This window comes from Caloranaerobacter longqiensis (genome assembly GCF_050286925.1).
Taxonomy (GTDB): Bacteria; Bacillota; Clostridia; order Tissierellales; family Thermohalobacteraceae; genus Caloranaerobacter.
This window is the reverse complement of sequence record NZ_JBFWFX010000003.1, coordinates 233610-248900: the sequence shown is the minus strand read 5'-3', so window position 1 is coordinate 248900 and position 15291 is coordinate 233610. Positions and strand designations below refer to the sequence as shown.

Genomic DNA, 15291 nt, shown 5'->3' with positions numbered 1-15291 from the left:
GCTTCAAGCATTTCTTGGAGAGCATCTTTAAACATATCTTTTAGATACTCATAAAGATCATCTGCTGTTTTTAACCCTCCATCTGAAATCATTTGTCTTAATACTTCTTTTGGTAATTTACTCATAAAAATACTCCTTTCTGACATTTTTTTCTTTTTTCAATTCTTGCCAGAAAGGAGTATTTATTTTCACTTAAGCACAAATTTTTTTATACTACCTTTTTTTACATCGTGGGTTTGTCATCAACCTGACTTCTAGCTAATTGCTAGAAGCTTTTTTTGTAACAAAAAATTGTTTTATTAAATATTTTAATATTATAGATTAATTGTAAAGGGGGATAAAATTGGTTCAACATAGAATTGAATGTGTAGATATTGGAAGTGAATACTGTCCATGCCATTTAGCAGAAACAAATGATTGTTTAATATGTTCTCATTTACAAGGCAAAGAGTTTTGTGACTGTAATTGGAGAGGGGTATGTGTTTATCAAGAGTATGTCTGGAATGGAAATAAAAGTAAGAGTTTGAGAAGTGAAACTGTTTGTAAAATAGAAGAAAAAATAGAATATGAAAGTAATTTAACAATATTAAAAATAAAAACAACAAGAACACTTTCTAGACAGTTAAAAGAACCAGGAGCTTATGTTTTTTTGAGAGATGTTAATTTACCACATTATTATGATGTACCTATGTCAGTTATGGATGCAGATGATATGAATGGATATATCTATATAGCATATCAAACTATAGGGTCTAAAACAAAAATGTTAAAAAAATTAAATAGTGAAGTACTTGTTAGAGGGCCATTTTGGAATGGCTTGATAGGAATTAAATACATTAAAAGTACGCGAAATAAAAATTGCTTAATTTTAGCAAGAGGAATAGCTCAAGCACCTACTCTAGCAGTTATTAAAAAACTTAATAGAAACGGCTGTAATTTAAAAGTAATATTAGATAAAGGGAGAGTCGGCAAAATATTTTTATCGAAGTACTTAAAAGATTTAAAAATAGATTATACTGAAGTTAATTTAATGGAAAATCAAGGTGAATTATTAATTGATAATATTCTAGCTAAAGAAACTTATGGACTCGTTTATATTGGAGGTTCAGATTTATTACAAAAACGTATTCTTGATTTATTAGAAAAGAATAATTGCAATTTAAACCTTGTTGTTACAAATAATGAAAAGTTTTGTTGTGGAGAGGGAATTTGTGGTAGTTGTACTACTTTTACTGAAAATGGTGAATTAATAAAGACTTGTAAATCTCAAATGGATGTTAAAAAAACAGTTGAAAGGAGGAATATGCTTGGCTAGAATTGTAGTAATTGGTGGAGGATGGGCTGGTTGTGCAGCAGCAGTTACAGCAAAAAAAGCGGGTGGAGATGTAGTTTTAATTGAAAAAACTGATATGTTACTAGGATTAGGTAATGTTGGAGGAATAATGAGAAATAATGGTAGATATACGGCTGCTGAAGAAAATATTTGTTTAGGAGGCCAAGAATTATTTAACATAACAGATAAAGCTGCTAGACATGTTAATGTTAAATTTCCTGGACATAAACATGCAACATTATATGATGTAACCAAGGTTGAACCTATGGTAAGAAGATTCTTGAAAGAGATTGGAATAAAAATATTGTTACAAAAGAGAGTTAATGATGTTGAAATGGATAATAAATCTATTAAAAGTGTAGTTTTGTCAGATGATACAACTATTTCAGGTGATGTATTTATCGAAACAACAGGGTCAACAGGACCTATGGGTAATTGCTTGAAATATGGAAATGGTTGTTCTATGTGCATTTTAAGATGTCCATCATTTGGGCCAAGAATAAGTATAAGTAAAAGAGCAGGTGTAGAAGACATATTAGGGCAAAGAGGAGATGAATCATATGGAGCTTTTAGTGGTTCATGTAAACTTAATAAGGAGTCACTTAGTGAAGAAATTAGAGAGAAATTAAATAGAGAAGGAGTTGTTATATTACCTATTCCTAAAGAAGATATTAATTTTGACAAATTAAATTTAAAAGTTTGTCAGCAATATGCTCTTAAGGATTTTGCAGAAAATATTATATTACTTGACACAGGACATGCAAAGTTAATGACTCCATATTATCCTTTAGAAAAATTAAGAAAAATAAAAGGTTTAGAAAATGCTAGATATGAAGATCCTTATTCAGGAGGTAAAGGCAATTCTATAAGATATTTATCAATCGCTCCAAGAAATAATGCAATGAAAGTTATAGGGGTAGATAACTTATTATGTGCAGGAGAAAAATCAGGTTTATTTGTCGGTCATACAGAAGCAATAGTTACAGGTTCTTTAGCAGGGCATAATAGTGTAAGACTAAGTTTGGGAATGCCTTTACTTGAATTACCAAGAAGTTTAGCAATAGGAGATTTAATAGCATATGCAAATGAGCAAATTAAAACGAAAGAAGGACTTAAAAAAAGATATACTTTTGCAGGTTCTGAATATTTTGAAAGGATGAAAGAAAGGGATTTGTACACAATAGATAAAAAGGAAATTAAACGGAGAGTACGAAGATTAGACTTATTAAATATTTACGAAGAGGAACTTTTATGATATTTTTAATATAAAATAAAAAGTTATAATTTAGATTTTGTATTAAAAACTAATGAAAAGGAGAAGGATAATTTGAGATTACAGAAGTACTTAGCTATGTGCGGAGTTGCATCTAGAAGAAAATCTGAAACATTAATTTTACAGGGTAGAGTAAAAGTTAATGGAAAAGTGGTTGATAAATTAGGTTATAAGATAGACCCTGACATTGATATAGTATTAGTTGATAATAAACGAGTTATAAAAAAAGAGGATTATATTTATATAGCACTTAATAAACCAGAAGGGTATATTACAACTGTTAAGGACCAATTTAATCGACCTACTGTACTCGATTTAGTAAAGAGTATTAATGAAAGGATATATCCTGTTGGAAGGTTAGATTATGATACTTCGGGGCTTATATTTCTCACAAATGATGGAGATTTAACTTATAAATTAACTCATCCTAAGCATGAAATTGAAAAGGTTTATATTGCTAAAATTAAAGGAGTTCCTACTGAAAAAGAATTAAATGAGTTTAGAAATGGATTAAAAATTGATAATTATGTAACATCAAAAGCGAAAATAAAAGTGCTAAAAAAATATAATAATTATTCTATTGTAAAAATAACAATACATGAAGGAAAGAATAGACAGGTTAGAAAAATGTGTGAAAAGATAAATCATCCTGTGATAAAATTAAAAAGAATAGCTATTGGTAAAATTGAATTAGGGAATTTAAAAAAAGGAAATTGGCGTTATTTAAGTAAGAAAGAAATTGAATATCTAAAGAGTTTGTAGTCATTATGACAAAGTCATAATGACTTTTTTCTTTAAAACATAAAAATATTTGATATAATAAAATTGTTTAATATTTGATTTTTGGAGGTAAAAAAATGATATCTGTAAAAAAAATAAGCAAAAAAGAGGAATTATCAAAAGTAAATAAACTGCTAGTTAAAAACGGATTTCAAGAAGAAAATGATTTAGATCAGATTATATATGTTATGGAGGAAAATGAAGAACTAATTGGAGTTGCTAAAATTACTGTTATAAAAAATATTGGGCTACTAAACTATCTAATCATAGATTCAGATAGGAGAGGAGAAGACTTAGGAGATTCTTTATTAAGATCTATATTAAATTACTGTGATTTAAATTCTATTAAGAAAGTTTATTATCCTTATGAAAATTTATATTTACAAAAAAAAGGTTTTAAATTAGCTGATGTAGATGAAAAAGAATTGTTAAAGACGAATAATATCATTGCGGATAAATTGATAATTTGCAATACTGAAGAGTTTTTTAAAAATAGCTGTCAAACAAAAAGGAGATGTTGAAATGAATAGAAAATACTTTACTAAAGCCACAGATATAGCTAAAAAAATAATAGAAGCTAGAGTAAAAGAAGGAAATATTGTTATTGATGCTACTATAGGAAATGGTCATGATACAGTTTTTTTAGCAAAATTAGTTGGAGAAACTGGTAAAGTATATGGATTTGATATACAAAGTAAAGCTATAGAGAATACGAAGGCTAAACTGATAGATTCTATTTTACTGGATAGGGTAACACTTATAAAAGATAGTCATGAAAATATAGACAATTATGTAAAAGAAAAGGTAGATTTAGTGATTTTTAATTTAGGATATCTTCCAGGCGGAGATCATGAAATAACAACTAAACCTGACTCTACGATTAAAGCAATAAAGAAGTCTTTAGAAATTCTAAAGGAAAACGGTATCATAGTCTTAGTAATATATCATGGGCATGAAATGGGCAAATTGGAAAAAAACAGTATAGAACAATTTGTTAGAGAATTAAATCAAAAACAATATACAGTTATTAAGTTTGAATTTATTAATCAGGTAAATAATCCACCTTTAATTATTGCTATTGAAAAAAATTTATAGGAGGTTGTTTAATGAGTAAAGTAAAAATTACAGAAACAATATTTAGAGATGCTCATCAATCATTAATAGCTACAAGAATGAAAACTGAAGAAATGCTGCCTATTGCAGAAAAGCTTGATAGAGTAGGCTTTCATGCATTAGAGGTTTGGGGGGGAGCTACTTTTGATGCATGTTTAAGATTTTTAAATGAAGACCCATGGGAAAGATTAAGGAAAATTAGGAAAGCAATAAAAAATACTAAACTACAGATGCTTTTAAGAGGGCAGAATTTATTAGGTTACAAACATTATCCAGATGATGTAGTAGAGGAATTTGTTAAAAAATCAATATATAATGGGATAGATATAGTGAGAATTTTTGATGCTTTAAATGATGTAAGAAATCTAGTTACAGCAGTTAATGCGACTAAAAAAGCTGGAGGCCATGCTCAAACAGCGATATCATTTACTATAAGTCCTGTACATGATATTGATTACTATGTTAAAAAAGCTAAAGAAATGGAAGAAATCGGAGCTGATTCTATATGTATTAAAGATATGTCAGGAATATTGTTACCATACGTAGCTGAAGAACTGATAAGAAAAATAAAAGAAAAAGTAAACTTACCAATAGAGTTGCATTCTCACTTTACTAGTGGTATTGCTAATTTAACATATCTAAAAGCAATTGAGGCAGGTGTAGATATAATTGATACTGCAATTTCACCTTTTGCAATGGGAACAAGCCAACCTGCAACTGAATCTATGGTTGCATCTTTAAAAGATACTCCATATGATACTGGACTTGATTTAAATCTATTAAATGAAATAGCCGAATATTTTAAACCTATTAGGGACAAATATCTAAAAGAGGGGCTACTTAATCCTAAAGTTTTAGGGGTAAATGCAAAAACACTAATATATCAGGTACCAGGTGGAATGCTATCAAATTTAGTTTCACAATTAGAGCAACAGGGTTCTTTAGATAAATTTGAGAAAGTATTAGAAGAAGTACCTAAAGTAAGAGAAGATTTAGGTTATCCTCCATTAGTTACACCAATGAGTCAAATGGTGGGTACTCAGGCTGTATTTAATGTTATTTTGGGTGAAAGGTATAAAATGGTGCCTTCAGAGATAAAAAATTATGTAAAAGGATTATATGGTAGACCTACTATACCTATATCTGATGAAATAAAGAAGAAGATAATTGGCGATACAGAAGTTTATGAAGGTAGACCAGCCGATTTATTACAGCCTCAATTAGAACAATTAAAAAATGAAATTAAAGAGTACATAGAACAAGAGGAAGATGTTTTAACATATGCTCTGTTTCCACAAATTGCAATTAAATTCTTCCAATATAGACAGACATGTAAATATAAAATAGATAATACACTATTAGATATAGAAGAGAAAACATATCCAATATAAATAAATATTAACAATTATTATGAAGAAAAATAGTTGTTGGTTTGTTGCTTGTATATTTGATTACTTTTACGACAGAATTGTTAGGAATATTATTACCGCATTTTAAACAAACAAAATTTGATTTATCTAAGAATTGTGTGGAAACCTCAGTTTTGAGGTTTCCATATTTTTGCCAACTTTTCCAACCTGTTTTGCAAAGTTGGTATCTATTTTCATAATCTGCATATACCCATTTAAGTATTTTGTGAAAGTGGAATGGATACTTTGTATATCTAATAAATGTCATAGGCAGTCCGAGTTTGATCATATATTCTTCGAATGTAGTTTCAATTTTAGTTTGTAACGGTTCACCTATACTTACACTTTCATAATTATAATTTTTGTTATTTAACCATTTTCTAAGGTTATCAAACATATATCCTCTACATACAAGAATTTTTTCGTTTTTATCAACATTTAATTTTTTAAATAGATTTTTAACTATAGTTACTACATATTCTAAATAATATTTACTTTTAAAATTTTCTTTTGAATAGTATCTGATAGGTATAATATCATAATAAAACTCACCAGTTTCAACTCTCATAGCTCCAATACAAGTTCCACCAACAAGACTTCCACTACCTGCATCATCAATTTGTATCAAGATCATCACTCCTTAATTAACAATAACTAATAATATTATTATTTACATATATGAAAATAATATTAGATGGAGATAAGCGATTGAGGATATTGCATTCTGTTGTAATTTTTGTTTGTTTTTTAATGAAAAAAAATAAATTATGAAGGTATAATAAAAATTTCTTGCAAAATTATAAAAAGTTTAATTTAAAAAGATTTGCTGAAAATATTATCTTTAGAATAAATTAAAGGTATTAGAATTTCTGAGTTAAGAAGAACAAAACCTTCGATTTAAATAAATTAAGGAAGATTTTGCCCTAATCTATTACGGAAATTATATTTAAAATTATCCACAAATTAATGCAGTTTATAATTTCCTATGGATTAAAAAAAGGAAACTTAAAATATAATATTTTATAATATTTTATTAATTTTGCATAAAATGAAATAAAACTTGCAAAATGAATTAAAATAATTAAGAAAATGAAAAATAAATTGCAATACACTATATATTTTGCTATTATAAAAATGAAAAAAGTATAAAAAGGGGGTCTTAGAATGCCCACATCTATAACAAATAAAGAACTTATTATAAAAAAAGATTGGTGTAAAGGATGTGGAATTTGCGTAGAATTTTGTCCAAAAAAAGTTTTAGCATTAAAGGATGGTAAGGTTGAAATAATCAATTTAGATGCTTGTATAAAATGTGGTTTGTGTGAATTGAGATGTCCCGATTATGCAATATTTCTTAGGGGGGAAATATAATGGAAAAAAAAGTTAAGTTGATGCAAGGAAATGAAGCATGTGTTGAAGGAGCAATAGCTGCAGGTATGAGATTTTTTGCTGGCTACCCTATAACTCCTTCTACAGAAATAGCTGAATTTTCAGCTCAAAAATTACCTAGAGTTGGTGGTAAATTTATACAAATGGAAGATGAAATAGCTAGTATGGCTGCTATAATAGGTGCATCACTAACTGGTTTGAAATCAATGACAGCAACTAGTGGACCTGGTTTTTCTTTAAAACAAGAGAATATTGGATATGCTTCTATTGCAGAAGTTCCATGTGTGATTGTAAATGTACAAAGGGGAGGACCTAGTACAGGTTTACCTACATCACCAGCTCAGGGAGATGTAATGCAAGCAAAATGGGGGACTCATGGAGATCATCCGATTATTGCTTTAACACCATCTTCTGTACGTGAAACTTTTGATTTAACTGTAAAAGCATTTAATTTATCTGAAAAATACAGAGTACCTGTAGTGTTGTTATTAGATGAAGTAATTGCACATATGAGAGAAAAGATAGAAATACCAAGTGAGGATGAGATAGAGATAATAAATAGAAAAAAACCAGAAGATAATATAGGGGATTATAAGCCATATGAGACAAAGGGTGGAGATTTAGTACCTGCAATGGCATCTTATGGAGAAGGATATCGTTTTCATGTTACAGGTTTAATACATGATGAAACAGGTTTTCCAAGTAATAGTCCTGTTGTAGCAGAAAAATTGATTAAAAGATTAATCGATAAAATAGAAGTAAATAAAGAGGATATAATTTTATTTGAAGAATATAATTTAGATGATGCTGAAATTGCAATAGTTGCATATGGAAGCACTGCTAGATCGGCTAAGAGTGCAATTGATATGGCAAGAGAGATAGGAATTAAGGTTGGATTGTTTAGACCTATTACAATTTGGCCTGTTGCTGATAGAGCAATTGATAAACTTTCTAAAAAAGTTAAAACAATAATAGTTACAGAGATGAATTTAGGTCAATATGTTCATGAGATAGAAAGAATTGCAGGTAAAAATTGTAATGTTATAAGTTATGGTAAAGTTAACGGAGAATTAATAACTCCTGATGAAATTTTAGATAAGATTAAGGAGGTTTAAACTGTGGTTAGTGAACTAATTGAAAAATATTTTAGATATAATAGATTGCCTCATATATGGTGTCCTGGTTGTGGGCATGGGATAATTTTAAGATCAGTAGTAAAAGCTATTGATGAACTTGGTTATAGTAAAGATGAAATTTGTGTAGTTTCAGGTATAGGGTGTTCTTCAAGAGCTCCTGGGTATTTAGATTTTAATACACTTCATACAACTCACGGTAGAGCTTTAGCTTTTGCAACAGGCATAAAAATGGCTAATCCAAATTTAAAGGTAATTGTTATAACTGGTGATGGGGATTGTGCTGCAATTGGTGGTAATCATTTAATTCATGCAGCAAGAAGAAATATAGATATTACTACAATTGTATTTAATAATAATATATATGGAATGACAGGTGGACAATATTCACCAACTACACCAAAAGGGGAAAGAGGTACAACTGCTCCATATGGGAATATAGATAAAAATTTCGATTTGTGTGAATTAGCAAAAGCTGCTGGAGCTACTTATGTTGGTAGAGCTACTGCATATCACGCAAAGTTAATTACTGAATTAGTTAAAAACGCTATGCAAAACAAAGGATTTTCTTTTATAGAAACAGTAAGTGTATGTCCTACTTATTATGGCAGAAAAAATAAAAAGGGAGACGCAGTTAATATGATGAAATTTTTAAAGGACAGTGCAGTTAATATAAAAGCTGCAAAGTCTCTAGATGAAGAACAATTAGATGGGAAAATTCTTATTGGCGAACTATATAAATCTGTTGAACCTGAGTATACTGACGAATACAATAAGATTATAAATATTTTTCAAAAGGAGAGATAGTATGCCAAAGAGAGTTGAGTTTAGATTAAGTGGAGCGGGAGGACAAGGACTAATATTAGCAGGTATTATATTAGCGGAAGCAGCTTTAAGAGATAATAAAAATGCAGTACAAACTCAATCATATGGCCCTGAAGCTAGAGGTGGAGCAAGTAAATCTGAAGTAATAATTAGCGATGATGATATAAATTATCCTAAAGTAAGAGAAAGTGACGTACTATTAGCTTTAACACAAGCTGCCTGTGATAAATATATACAAAACCTAAAAGATAATGGTATACTTATAGTAGATGAACATGTTGAAGTTAAAGATAGGAATAATATAAAAGTTTATAGATATCCAATTTTACGAACAGCTTCAGAAATAATAGGAAACAAAATGGTTTCTAATATAGTTGCTTTGGGAGTTATACATGGTATTACTAATATTGTTTCAATAGATTCATTAAGAGAAGCAATATTAGAAAGAGTTCCTAGAGGTACAGAAGAATTAAATAAGAAAGCTTTTGAAGAAGGTTTGAATTTAGTTAATAATTTAAATAGGGAATGATGGTATGGAAGAAAAAGATAAAGATCTTATTACTTTAATACAAATTAATTTTCCAAGATTAAGTAAAGGTCAGAGATTAATAGCTGAATATATATTGAACCATTATGATAAAGCAGCTTTTATGACTGCATCAAAACTAGGAGAAATGGTAGGAGTTAGCGAATCAACTGTTGTAAGATTCGCTAATGCTTTAGGTTTTTCTGGTTATCCGAGCTTACAAAGAGCTTTACAAGAATTAATTAAAAATAAACTTACAACAGTACAGAGATTAAGTATGTCTAATAACTATTCAGACAATAGTACTTTATTAAAAAAGATATTAAAAGCAGACATGGATAATATAAGAAGTACAATAGAAGAAATAAACAATGATGAATTTGAGAAAGTTGTAGATTGTATTTATAATGCCAATAGAGTTTATATAATAGGTTTGAGAAGTTCAACAACTTTAGCAAATTATTTAGGTTTTTATCTTAGCTTGATTTTAGATAATGTAAAGGTTGTAACCTATGGTATAAGTGATATATTTGAACAATTACTTAGGGTGAATAAAGGTGATGTTGTAATTGGTATTAGTTATCCTAGATATTCAAGAAGAACATTAGAAGCGTTAAATTATGTAAAGCAACAAGAATGTAAAATTATAGGGATAACAGATAGTTTTCTTTCTCCGATATCTGGAATAGCTGATTATACATTGATAGCTAAAAGTAATATGATTTCTTTTGTTGATTCTTTAGTGGCACCACTTAGTTTGATAAATGCATTAATAATTGCAATTGGGATGAAAGAAAAAACTGAAATAACTCAATATTTCCAAAAACTAGAAAGGCTTTGGTATGAATATAATGTATATGATTGTAAAGATAAAAAAGATTTATTTTAAAAATATTAGCTGGCAGAAGCCAGCTTTTAGTTGCATTTATATATCATATAAGAGTTTATCATAAATGATAAACTAAATAAACAAAAAACCCAAATAAAAACAAAACTAAATAAGAAAGGTTGATTCTACATGAAAAAAATAATAATCACTAGACACGGCCAAACCGATTGGAATCTAATAGGCAAAATACAAGGACAAAAAGATATCGAATTAAACAAAGTCGGTATAGAACAGGCTAAAAAACTTGCATTTAAGCTCTCTAAAGAAAAAATCGATATAATATATACTAGTGATTTAAAAAGATCATACCAAACAGCTAAAATAATTTCTGACATTATAAAAACTGATATCATTATTGATAAAAACTTAAGAGAAATTCATTTTGGAAATTGGCAAGGATTAACATTATCCGATATTAAAAAAGATTTCAATCAAGAATACATAATTTGGAGAACAGAACCTCATAAACTTAACTTACCAGGAGCTGAAAGGCTAATAGAAGTACAAGAAAGAATGAAGAAAATAATCAATAATGTATTACATACTGACTATCAAAATATTTTAATTGTTTCTCACGGTACTGCAATTAAGGCATTGATTTTAGGAATTTTAGATATAGATTTAGCAAAATTTAATAATATAAAGATAGACAATACAAGTATATCTATAATAGAATATCATAGTACAGGGCCAGTAATTAAATTGTTAAATGATACTTGTCATTTGAAGGAGGACTAAAATGGATACGGTAGCTGTTATTGGAGCTGGTCCTGCTGGCATTTTAGCTGCAGGGACTGCTTCTAAACAAGGTAAGAAAGTTTTTCTATTCGAAAGAAATTCTAATATAGGCAAGAAATTACTTATTACAGGCAATGGTAGGTGCAATATTACAAATAATTGCGATATTGAAAACTTTATAAATAATGTTGTTAATAATAATAGTTTTATGTATAGTGCGTTTTATACTTTTACAAACATTGATACCATAAATTTACTTGAATCTTTCGGAGTTCAAATTAAAACAGAAAAAGACAATAGATGTTTTCCAAAATCGAACAAAGCAATTGATATAATAAACGCTCTTAATAAGTATTTACTATCTAATGGAGTAACTATACTTAAAAATACTAGGGTTAAAGATATAACATTAAATAAAAATGGTACTTTTACTATTTATTTAAACAATAAAAAATCTATGACTTTTAATAAAGTTATTTTAGCAACAGGAGGTAAGTCTTATCCGCAAACTGGTTCTACGGGTGATGGATACATTTTCGCAAATAAACTTGGTCATACAATCATTAAACCAAAGCCTGCTTTAGTACCAATAAAATTAAAAGATACAAGGATAAAAAAATTACAAGGTATATCTTTAAATAATGTAAAACTAACAGCCTATTTAAACGATAAAAAAATACATGAACAAAAACAAACTGGCGAAATTGTTTTTACACATTTCGGTATATCTGGACCTGCAGCCCTCTCATTAAGTAGTTACATCAATAGATATTCAATTGATAAAATAAATTTAGAAATAGATTTTTTTCCAGACTATAACTTTGAACATTTAGAAAATTTAATTAAGTCTTTATTTACAAAACATCAGCAGAAAAATATCTGTAATACTCTTTGTGAAATATTGCCTAAAAAAGTTATAATCTACTTATTAGATACTTTAAATATTCCATTTGATAAGAGAACAAATGATGTAACTAAAAATGAAAAATATGAAATAATAAATGGTCTAAAAAAGTTTAGTTTGAATTACAATGGATTGAAAAGTATTGAACATGCAATTGTAACATCTGGTGGAATTTCTACAAAAGAAATAAATCCATCAACTATGGAATCTAAATTAATAAAAGGTCTTTTTTTTGCTGGTGAAATAATCGATGTAGATGCTTTAACTGGGGGATTTAATATACAAATAGCTTTATCAACAGGTTATTTAGCAGGTCTAAACTGTTAATTATATAAACCTTATTGAGTAGAATTCTGTTATAATATATAATAAAAAAAAGGAAGCGGGGTTATTATGTGTATAGTAACAATTCGAGGAGCTATTACAGTTAATAACAATACAAAAGAAGATATTATTAAATATACAAAAAAACTTTTAAAAGAAATAATAAAGCAAAATAATATTGATAAATCAGATGTAATTAGTATTTTATTTTCTGCAACCAAAGATTTAAACAAGGCATATCCAGCAATAGCAGCTAGAGAGTTAGGGTTTAATAATTGTGGACTAATGTGTTTTCAAGAAATGGATGTTGAAGGTAGCCTAAACAAATGTATAAGAGTACTTTTATTTTTAAAAAGCAATTTAAATCAAACTCATATTAAACATGTTTATTTAGAAAAAGCAAGTATACTTAGACCAGATTTAATTTAATTTAATTTCAATTTTCAGCAGTTATAAGGAGGTAAAATATGAACAAAATTGTAATTGCAATAGATGGTCCAGCAGGTGCAGGAAAGAGTACTATAGCTAAAATTATTGCAAAAGAATTAAATATAAATTATATAGATACAGGAGCAATGTATAGAGCCTTGACTTTAAAAGCCTTGAAAAATAAAATAAATTTTGATGATAAAAATTCATTAATTTCATTATTAGATAATACTGATATTGACTATTACAATAATCATATTTATTTAGATGGTAAAATAGTTGATAATGAAATAAGAAATAATGAAGTTAGTAAAAATGTTTCTAAAGTTGCTAAAATAAAAGAAATTAGAATAAAATTAGTAGAAATTCAAAGAAAAATAGCTAACAATAAAAGCGTAGTTATGGACGGAAGAGACATTGGAAGCTATGTCTTGCCAAATGCTGATTTCAAATTTTATGTAACTGCTTCAGTTGACGAAAGAAGCTATAGAAGATATAAAGAACTTATTTCTAAGAATGTTGAAATTTCTTTTGAGCAAGTTAAAGAAGAAATAAAGCAAAGAGACGAAATCGATAAAAACAGAGAATTCTCACCTCTAATTAAAAGTAAAGATGCCATTTTAATTGATACTACTAAAAGAACGGTTGAAGAATGTGTTAATGAAATACTAAATATCATAAAGAAAGGAATGTAAAATATGTCTTTTTATAACTTTGCAAAGAAGACATTATCGTTATTCATGAATACTTTCTTTAGAATTGAAGTTATTGGTAAACATAACTTTACTGAAGATAAATTAATAATTTGCTCCAACCATATAAGTATACTAGATCCTATTTTAATAGGTATAATATCTCCTAGAAAAATATATTTTATGGCTAAAAAAGAATTATTTAAAAATAAAATTCTAAATAAAATTATTACCAATTTAGGAGCATTTCCAGTTGACAGAGAAAAAGGAGATATTTCTGCAATAAAAAAGTCTTTAAAAGTATTAAACGAAGGTAATGTTTTAGGTATTTTTTTAGAAGGTACTAGAGTTAAAGATGAAAATATAGAGAATGCAAAACCAGGAGTTGCTATGATTGCAATCAAAAGTAAGTGTAATGTATTGCCAATTTATATAGATGCTAATTACAAATTATTTTCAAAAATTAAAATCATTATAGGTGAACAGATTTCATTTGAAGAATTTTATGACCAAAAACTAAATATTGATGATTACAAAAAGATTAGTCAAAATATATTGAAAAGAATTTATGCATTAAAATAATCTGATAGGAGAGATATAATGGATTTACTGATTGCAAAAAACTCAGGTTTTTGTTTTGGAGTTGAAAAAGCAGTTAAAACCACATTAAATACATTAGATGAAAATAAATACAACGTTTTTTCATTAGGTCCAATTATACATAATGAACAAGTTATTAATCTACTTGAAAGCAAAGGCTTAAAAATAATTAATAATATTAAAGATGTTAACAAAGGTAAAGTAATAATTAGATCACATGGAGTTCCTTTAGATGTCTATTCATACGCAAAAAAAAATGGAATAGAATTAATTGATTGTACTTGTCCTTTTGTAAGAAAAGTCCAAAAAAAAGCAAATGAATTCTTTAATAATGGTTATACAATTGTTATAATTGGCAATCCAAATCATCCAGAAGTTATAGGAATTAATGGTTGGTGTAACAATCAAGCAATAATTGTAAATTCTGAAAATGATGTAAACAAAGTTCCTCTTAGTGATAAATTATGTATAGTATCTCAAACAACAATGACTTTAGAAAAATTTCAGAAACTATCTCAATTAGTACAAAAAAAAGGTAAATTAGTGAAAGTTTTTAATACTATATGTAACGCTACAAAATTAAGACAAGAATCTACAAAAGAAATTGCTAAAAAAGTAAATGCTATGATAGTCATAGGTGGTCATCATAGTTCTAATACCCTTAAATTAGCAGAAATAAGTAAAAAATACTGTCATAATGTATATCATATAGAAACTTTAGATGAGTTACCTATTGATGAACTTAAAAATTTCAAAATGATTGGAATTACTGCTGGGGCTTCAACTCCTAATTGGATTATTGAAGATATTGTAAATAATTTAAAAAACATCTCTAATAAAAATAAATTATAAAACTAATTATCTAACATAAAAATATTAGAACTCACATGTATAATTTTTTTTATAAAAGACAATAATATCTAATGAACCTCAT

The 15291-nt window shown here is 27.7% G+C and carries 18 protein-coding genes and 1 pseudogene; 17 read left to right on the top strand and 2 right to left on the bottom strand.

Translation table 11 applies throughout. From position 1 onward, the window contains the following. Positions 1-125 (bottom strand): annotated as a pseudogene (locus AB4Y15_RS04660) (IS256 family transposase); the annotation flags it as partial. Positions 126-343: 218 nt separating this feature from the next. On the opposite strand from AB4Y15_RS04660, the gene AB4Y15_RS04655 reads away from it, so the two are divergent. The 6 genes from AB4Y15_RS04655 to AB4Y15_RS04630 all read left to right on the top strand — a co-directional run bounded on the left by AB4Y15_RS04655 (position 344) and on the right by AB4Y15_RS04630 (position 5890). Beyond that, positions 344-1315 carry a sulfide/dihydroorotate dehydrogenase-like FAD/NAD-binding protein gene (locus AB4Y15_RS04655; protein ID WP_427338757.1) on the top strand — a complete coding sequence of 324 codons (972 nt, stop codon included), beginning with the start codon at positions 344-346 and terminating at the stop codon, positions 1313-1315. Continuing rightward, on the top strand, positions 1308-2588 hold the full coding sequence (locus AB4Y15_RS04650) for an FAD-dependent oxidoreductase (RefSeq protein WP_427338756.1): 1281 nt from the start codon (positions 1308-1310) through the stop codon (positions 2586-2588). The genes AB4Y15_RS04655 and AB4Y15_RS04650 overlap by 8 nt, the downstream gene beginning before the upstream one ends. Positions 2589-2660: 72 nt before the next feature. Then, entirely contained in the window at positions 2661-3368 is a 708-nt protein-coding gene (locus AB4Y15_RS04645) for a pseudouridine synthase (RefSeq protein WP_427338755.1), read from the top strand. A gap of 95 nt (positions 3369-3463) precedes the next feature. Further along, positions 3464-3907: a GNAT family N-acetyltransferase gene (locus AB4Y15_RS04640; RefSeq protein WP_427338754.1), complete on the top strand. Its 444-nt coding sequence runs from the start codon at positions 3464-3466 to the stop codon at positions 3905-3907. 1 nt (position 3908) lies between these two features. Then, positions 3909-4481, top strand: coding sequence for a tRNA 5-(aminomethyl)-2-thiouridylate-methyltransferase MnmM (gene mnmM, locus AB4Y15_RS04635; RefSeq protein ID WP_427338753.1), 573 nt, complete (start codon positions 3909-3911; stop codon positions 4479-4481). A gap of 11 nt (positions 4482-4492) precedes the next feature. After that, a complete protein-coding gene (locus tag AB4Y15_RS04630) occupies positions 4493-5890 on the top strand; it encodes an oxaloacetate decarboxylase subunit alpha (RefSeq protein WP_427338752.1) in 1398 nt (465 codons plus the stop codon). Positions 5891-5897: 7 nt separating this feature from the next. On the opposite strand, the gene AB4Y15_RS04625 is transcribed toward AB4Y15_RS04630, so the two are convergent. Continuing rightward, the gene (locus AB4Y15_RS04625) at positions 5898-6536 is read right to left on the bottom strand and encodes a hypothetical protein (protein WP_427338751.1); all 639 of its coding nucleotides are present in this window, start codon (positions 6534-6536) and stop codon (positions 5898-5900) included. 536 nt (positions 6537-7072) lie between these two features. Here AB4Y15_RS04625 and AB4Y15_RS04620 point away from each other — a divergent pair. From AB4Y15_RS04620 to ispH, 11 genes are all read left to right on the top strand, one after another. Further along, positions 7073-7279: a ferredoxin family protein gene (locus AB4Y15_RS04620; RefSeq protein ID WP_073195870.1), complete on the top strand. Its 207-nt coding sequence runs from the start codon at positions 7073-7075 to the stop codon at positions 7277-7279. Beyond that, positions 7279-8412: a 2-oxoacid:acceptor oxidoreductase subunit alpha gene (locus AB4Y15_RS04615; RefSeq protein WP_427338750.1), complete on the top strand. Its 1134-nt coding sequence runs from the start codon at positions 7279-7281 to the stop codon at positions 8410-8412. Before AB4Y15_RS04620 ends, AB4Y15_RS04615 begins: the two co-directional genes overlap by 1 nt. 3 nt (positions 8413-8415) lie before the next feature. Further along, positions 8416-9237 carry a 2-oxoacid:ferredoxin oxidoreductase subunit beta gene (locus AB4Y15_RS04610; RefSeq protein WP_427338749.1) on the top strand — a complete coding sequence of 274 codons (822 nt, stop codon included), beginning with the start codon at positions 8416-8418 and terminating at the stop codon, positions 9235-9237. Position 9238: 1 nt separating this feature from the next. Beyond that, complete coding sequence (locus AB4Y15_RS04605; protein WP_427338747.1) at positions 9239-9784, top strand: 2-oxoacid:acceptor oxidoreductase family protein; 546 nt, start codon at positions 9239-9241, stop codon at positions 9782-9784. 4 nt (positions 9785-9788) lie between these two features. After that, positions 9789-10670 carry a MurR/RpiR family transcriptional regulator gene (locus AB4Y15_RS04600; RefSeq protein ID WP_427338746.1) on the top strand — a complete coding sequence of 294 codons (882 nt, stop codon included), beginning with the start codon at positions 9789-9791 and terminating at the stop codon, positions 10668-10670. Positions 10671-10799: 129 nt separating this feature from the next. Next, positions 10800-11408 (top strand): histidine phosphatase family protein, encoded by a 609-nt coding sequence (locus AB4Y15_RS04595; RefSeq protein ID WP_427338745.1) that lies wholly within the window; start codon positions 10800-10802, stop codon positions 11406-11408. 1 nt (position 11409) lies between these two features. Next, positions 11410-12639 carry a BaiN/RdsA family NAD(P)/FAD-dependent oxidoreductase gene (locus AB4Y15_RS04590; RefSeq protein ID WP_427338744.1) on the top strand — a complete coding sequence of 410 codons (1230 nt, stop codon included), beginning with the start codon at positions 11410-11412 and terminating at the stop codon, positions 12637-12639. Between the two features lie 66 nt (positions 12640-12705). Then, positions 12706-13065 (top strand): chorismate mutase, encoded by a 360-nt coding sequence (gene aroH / locus AB4Y15_RS04585; protein WP_427338743.1) that lies wholly within the window; start codon positions 12706-12708, stop codon positions 13063-13065. Positions 13066-13103: 38 nt separating this feature from the next. Continuing rightward, complete coding sequence (gene cmk / locus AB4Y15_RS04580) at positions 13104-13760, top strand: (d)CMP kinase (protein ID WP_427338742.1); 657 nt, start codon at positions 13104-13106, stop codon at positions 13758-13760. Between the two features lie 3 nt (positions 13761-13763). Beyond that, positions 13764-14339, top strand: a complete 576-nt coding sequence (locus AB4Y15_RS04575) for a lysophospholipid acyltransferase family protein (protein WP_427338741.1) — start codon at positions 13764-13766, stop codon at positions 14337-14339. A gap of 18 nt (positions 14340-14357) precedes the next feature. Then, positions 14358-15209 (top strand): 4-hydroxy-3-methylbut-2-enyl diphosphate reductase, encoded by an 852-nt coding sequence (gene ispH, locus AB4Y15_RS04570; protein WP_427338739.1) that lies wholly within the window; start codon positions 14358-14360, stop codon positions 15207-15209. Positions 15210-15291 lie beyond the last annotated feature (82 nt).

Coding starts and splice junctions, on each gene's coding strand:
- AB4Y15_RS04620 (WP_073195870.1), top strand. CDS start 7,073: ATGCCCACATCTATAACAAATAAAGAACTTATTATAAAAAAAGATTGG.
- AB4Y15_RS04630 (WP_427338752.1), top strand. CDS start 4,493: ATGAGTAAAGTAAAAATTACAGAAACAATATTTAGAGATGCTCATCAA.
- cmk (WP_427338742.1), top strand. CDS start 13,104: ATGAACAAAATTGTAATTGCAATAGATGGTCCAGCAGGTGCAGGAAAG.
- AB4Y15_RS04600 (WP_427338746.1), top strand. CDS start 9,789: ATGGAAGAAAAAGATAAAGATCTTATTACTTTAATACAAATTAATTTT.
- ispH (WP_427338739.1), top strand. CDS start 14,358: ATGGATTTACTGATTGCAAAAAACTCAGGTTTTTGTTTTGGAGTTGAA.
- AB4Y15_RS04605 (WP_427338747.1), top strand. CDS start 9,239: ATGCCAAAGAGAGTTGAGTTTAGATTAAGTGGAGCGGGAGGACAAGGA.
- mnmM (WP_427338753.1), top strand. CDS start 3,909: ATGAATAGAAAATACTTTACTAAAGCCACAGATATAGCTAAAAAAATA.
- AB4Y15_RS04615 (WP_427338750.1), top strand. CDS start 7,279: ATGGAAAAAAAAGTTAAGTTGATGCAAGGAAATGAAGCATGTGTTGAA.
- AB4Y15_RS04575 (WP_427338741.1), top strand. CDS start 13,764: ATGTCTTTTTATAACTTTGCAAAGAAGACATTATCGTTATTCATGAAT.
- AB4Y15_RS04640 (WP_427338754.1), top strand. CDS start 3,464: ATGATATCTGTAAAAAAAATAAGCAAAAAAGAGGAATTATCAAAAGTA.
- aroH (WP_427338743.1), top strand. CDS start 12,706: ATGTGTATAGTAACAATTCGAGGAGCTATTACAGTTAATAACAATACA.
- AB4Y15_RS04590 (WP_427338744.1), top strand. CDS start 11,410: ATGGATACGGTAGCTGTTATTGGAGCTGGTCCTGCTGGCATTTTAGCT.
- AB4Y15_RS04595 (WP_427338745.1), top strand. CDS start 10,800: ATGAAAAAAATAATAATCACTAGACACGGCCAAACCGATTGGAATCTA.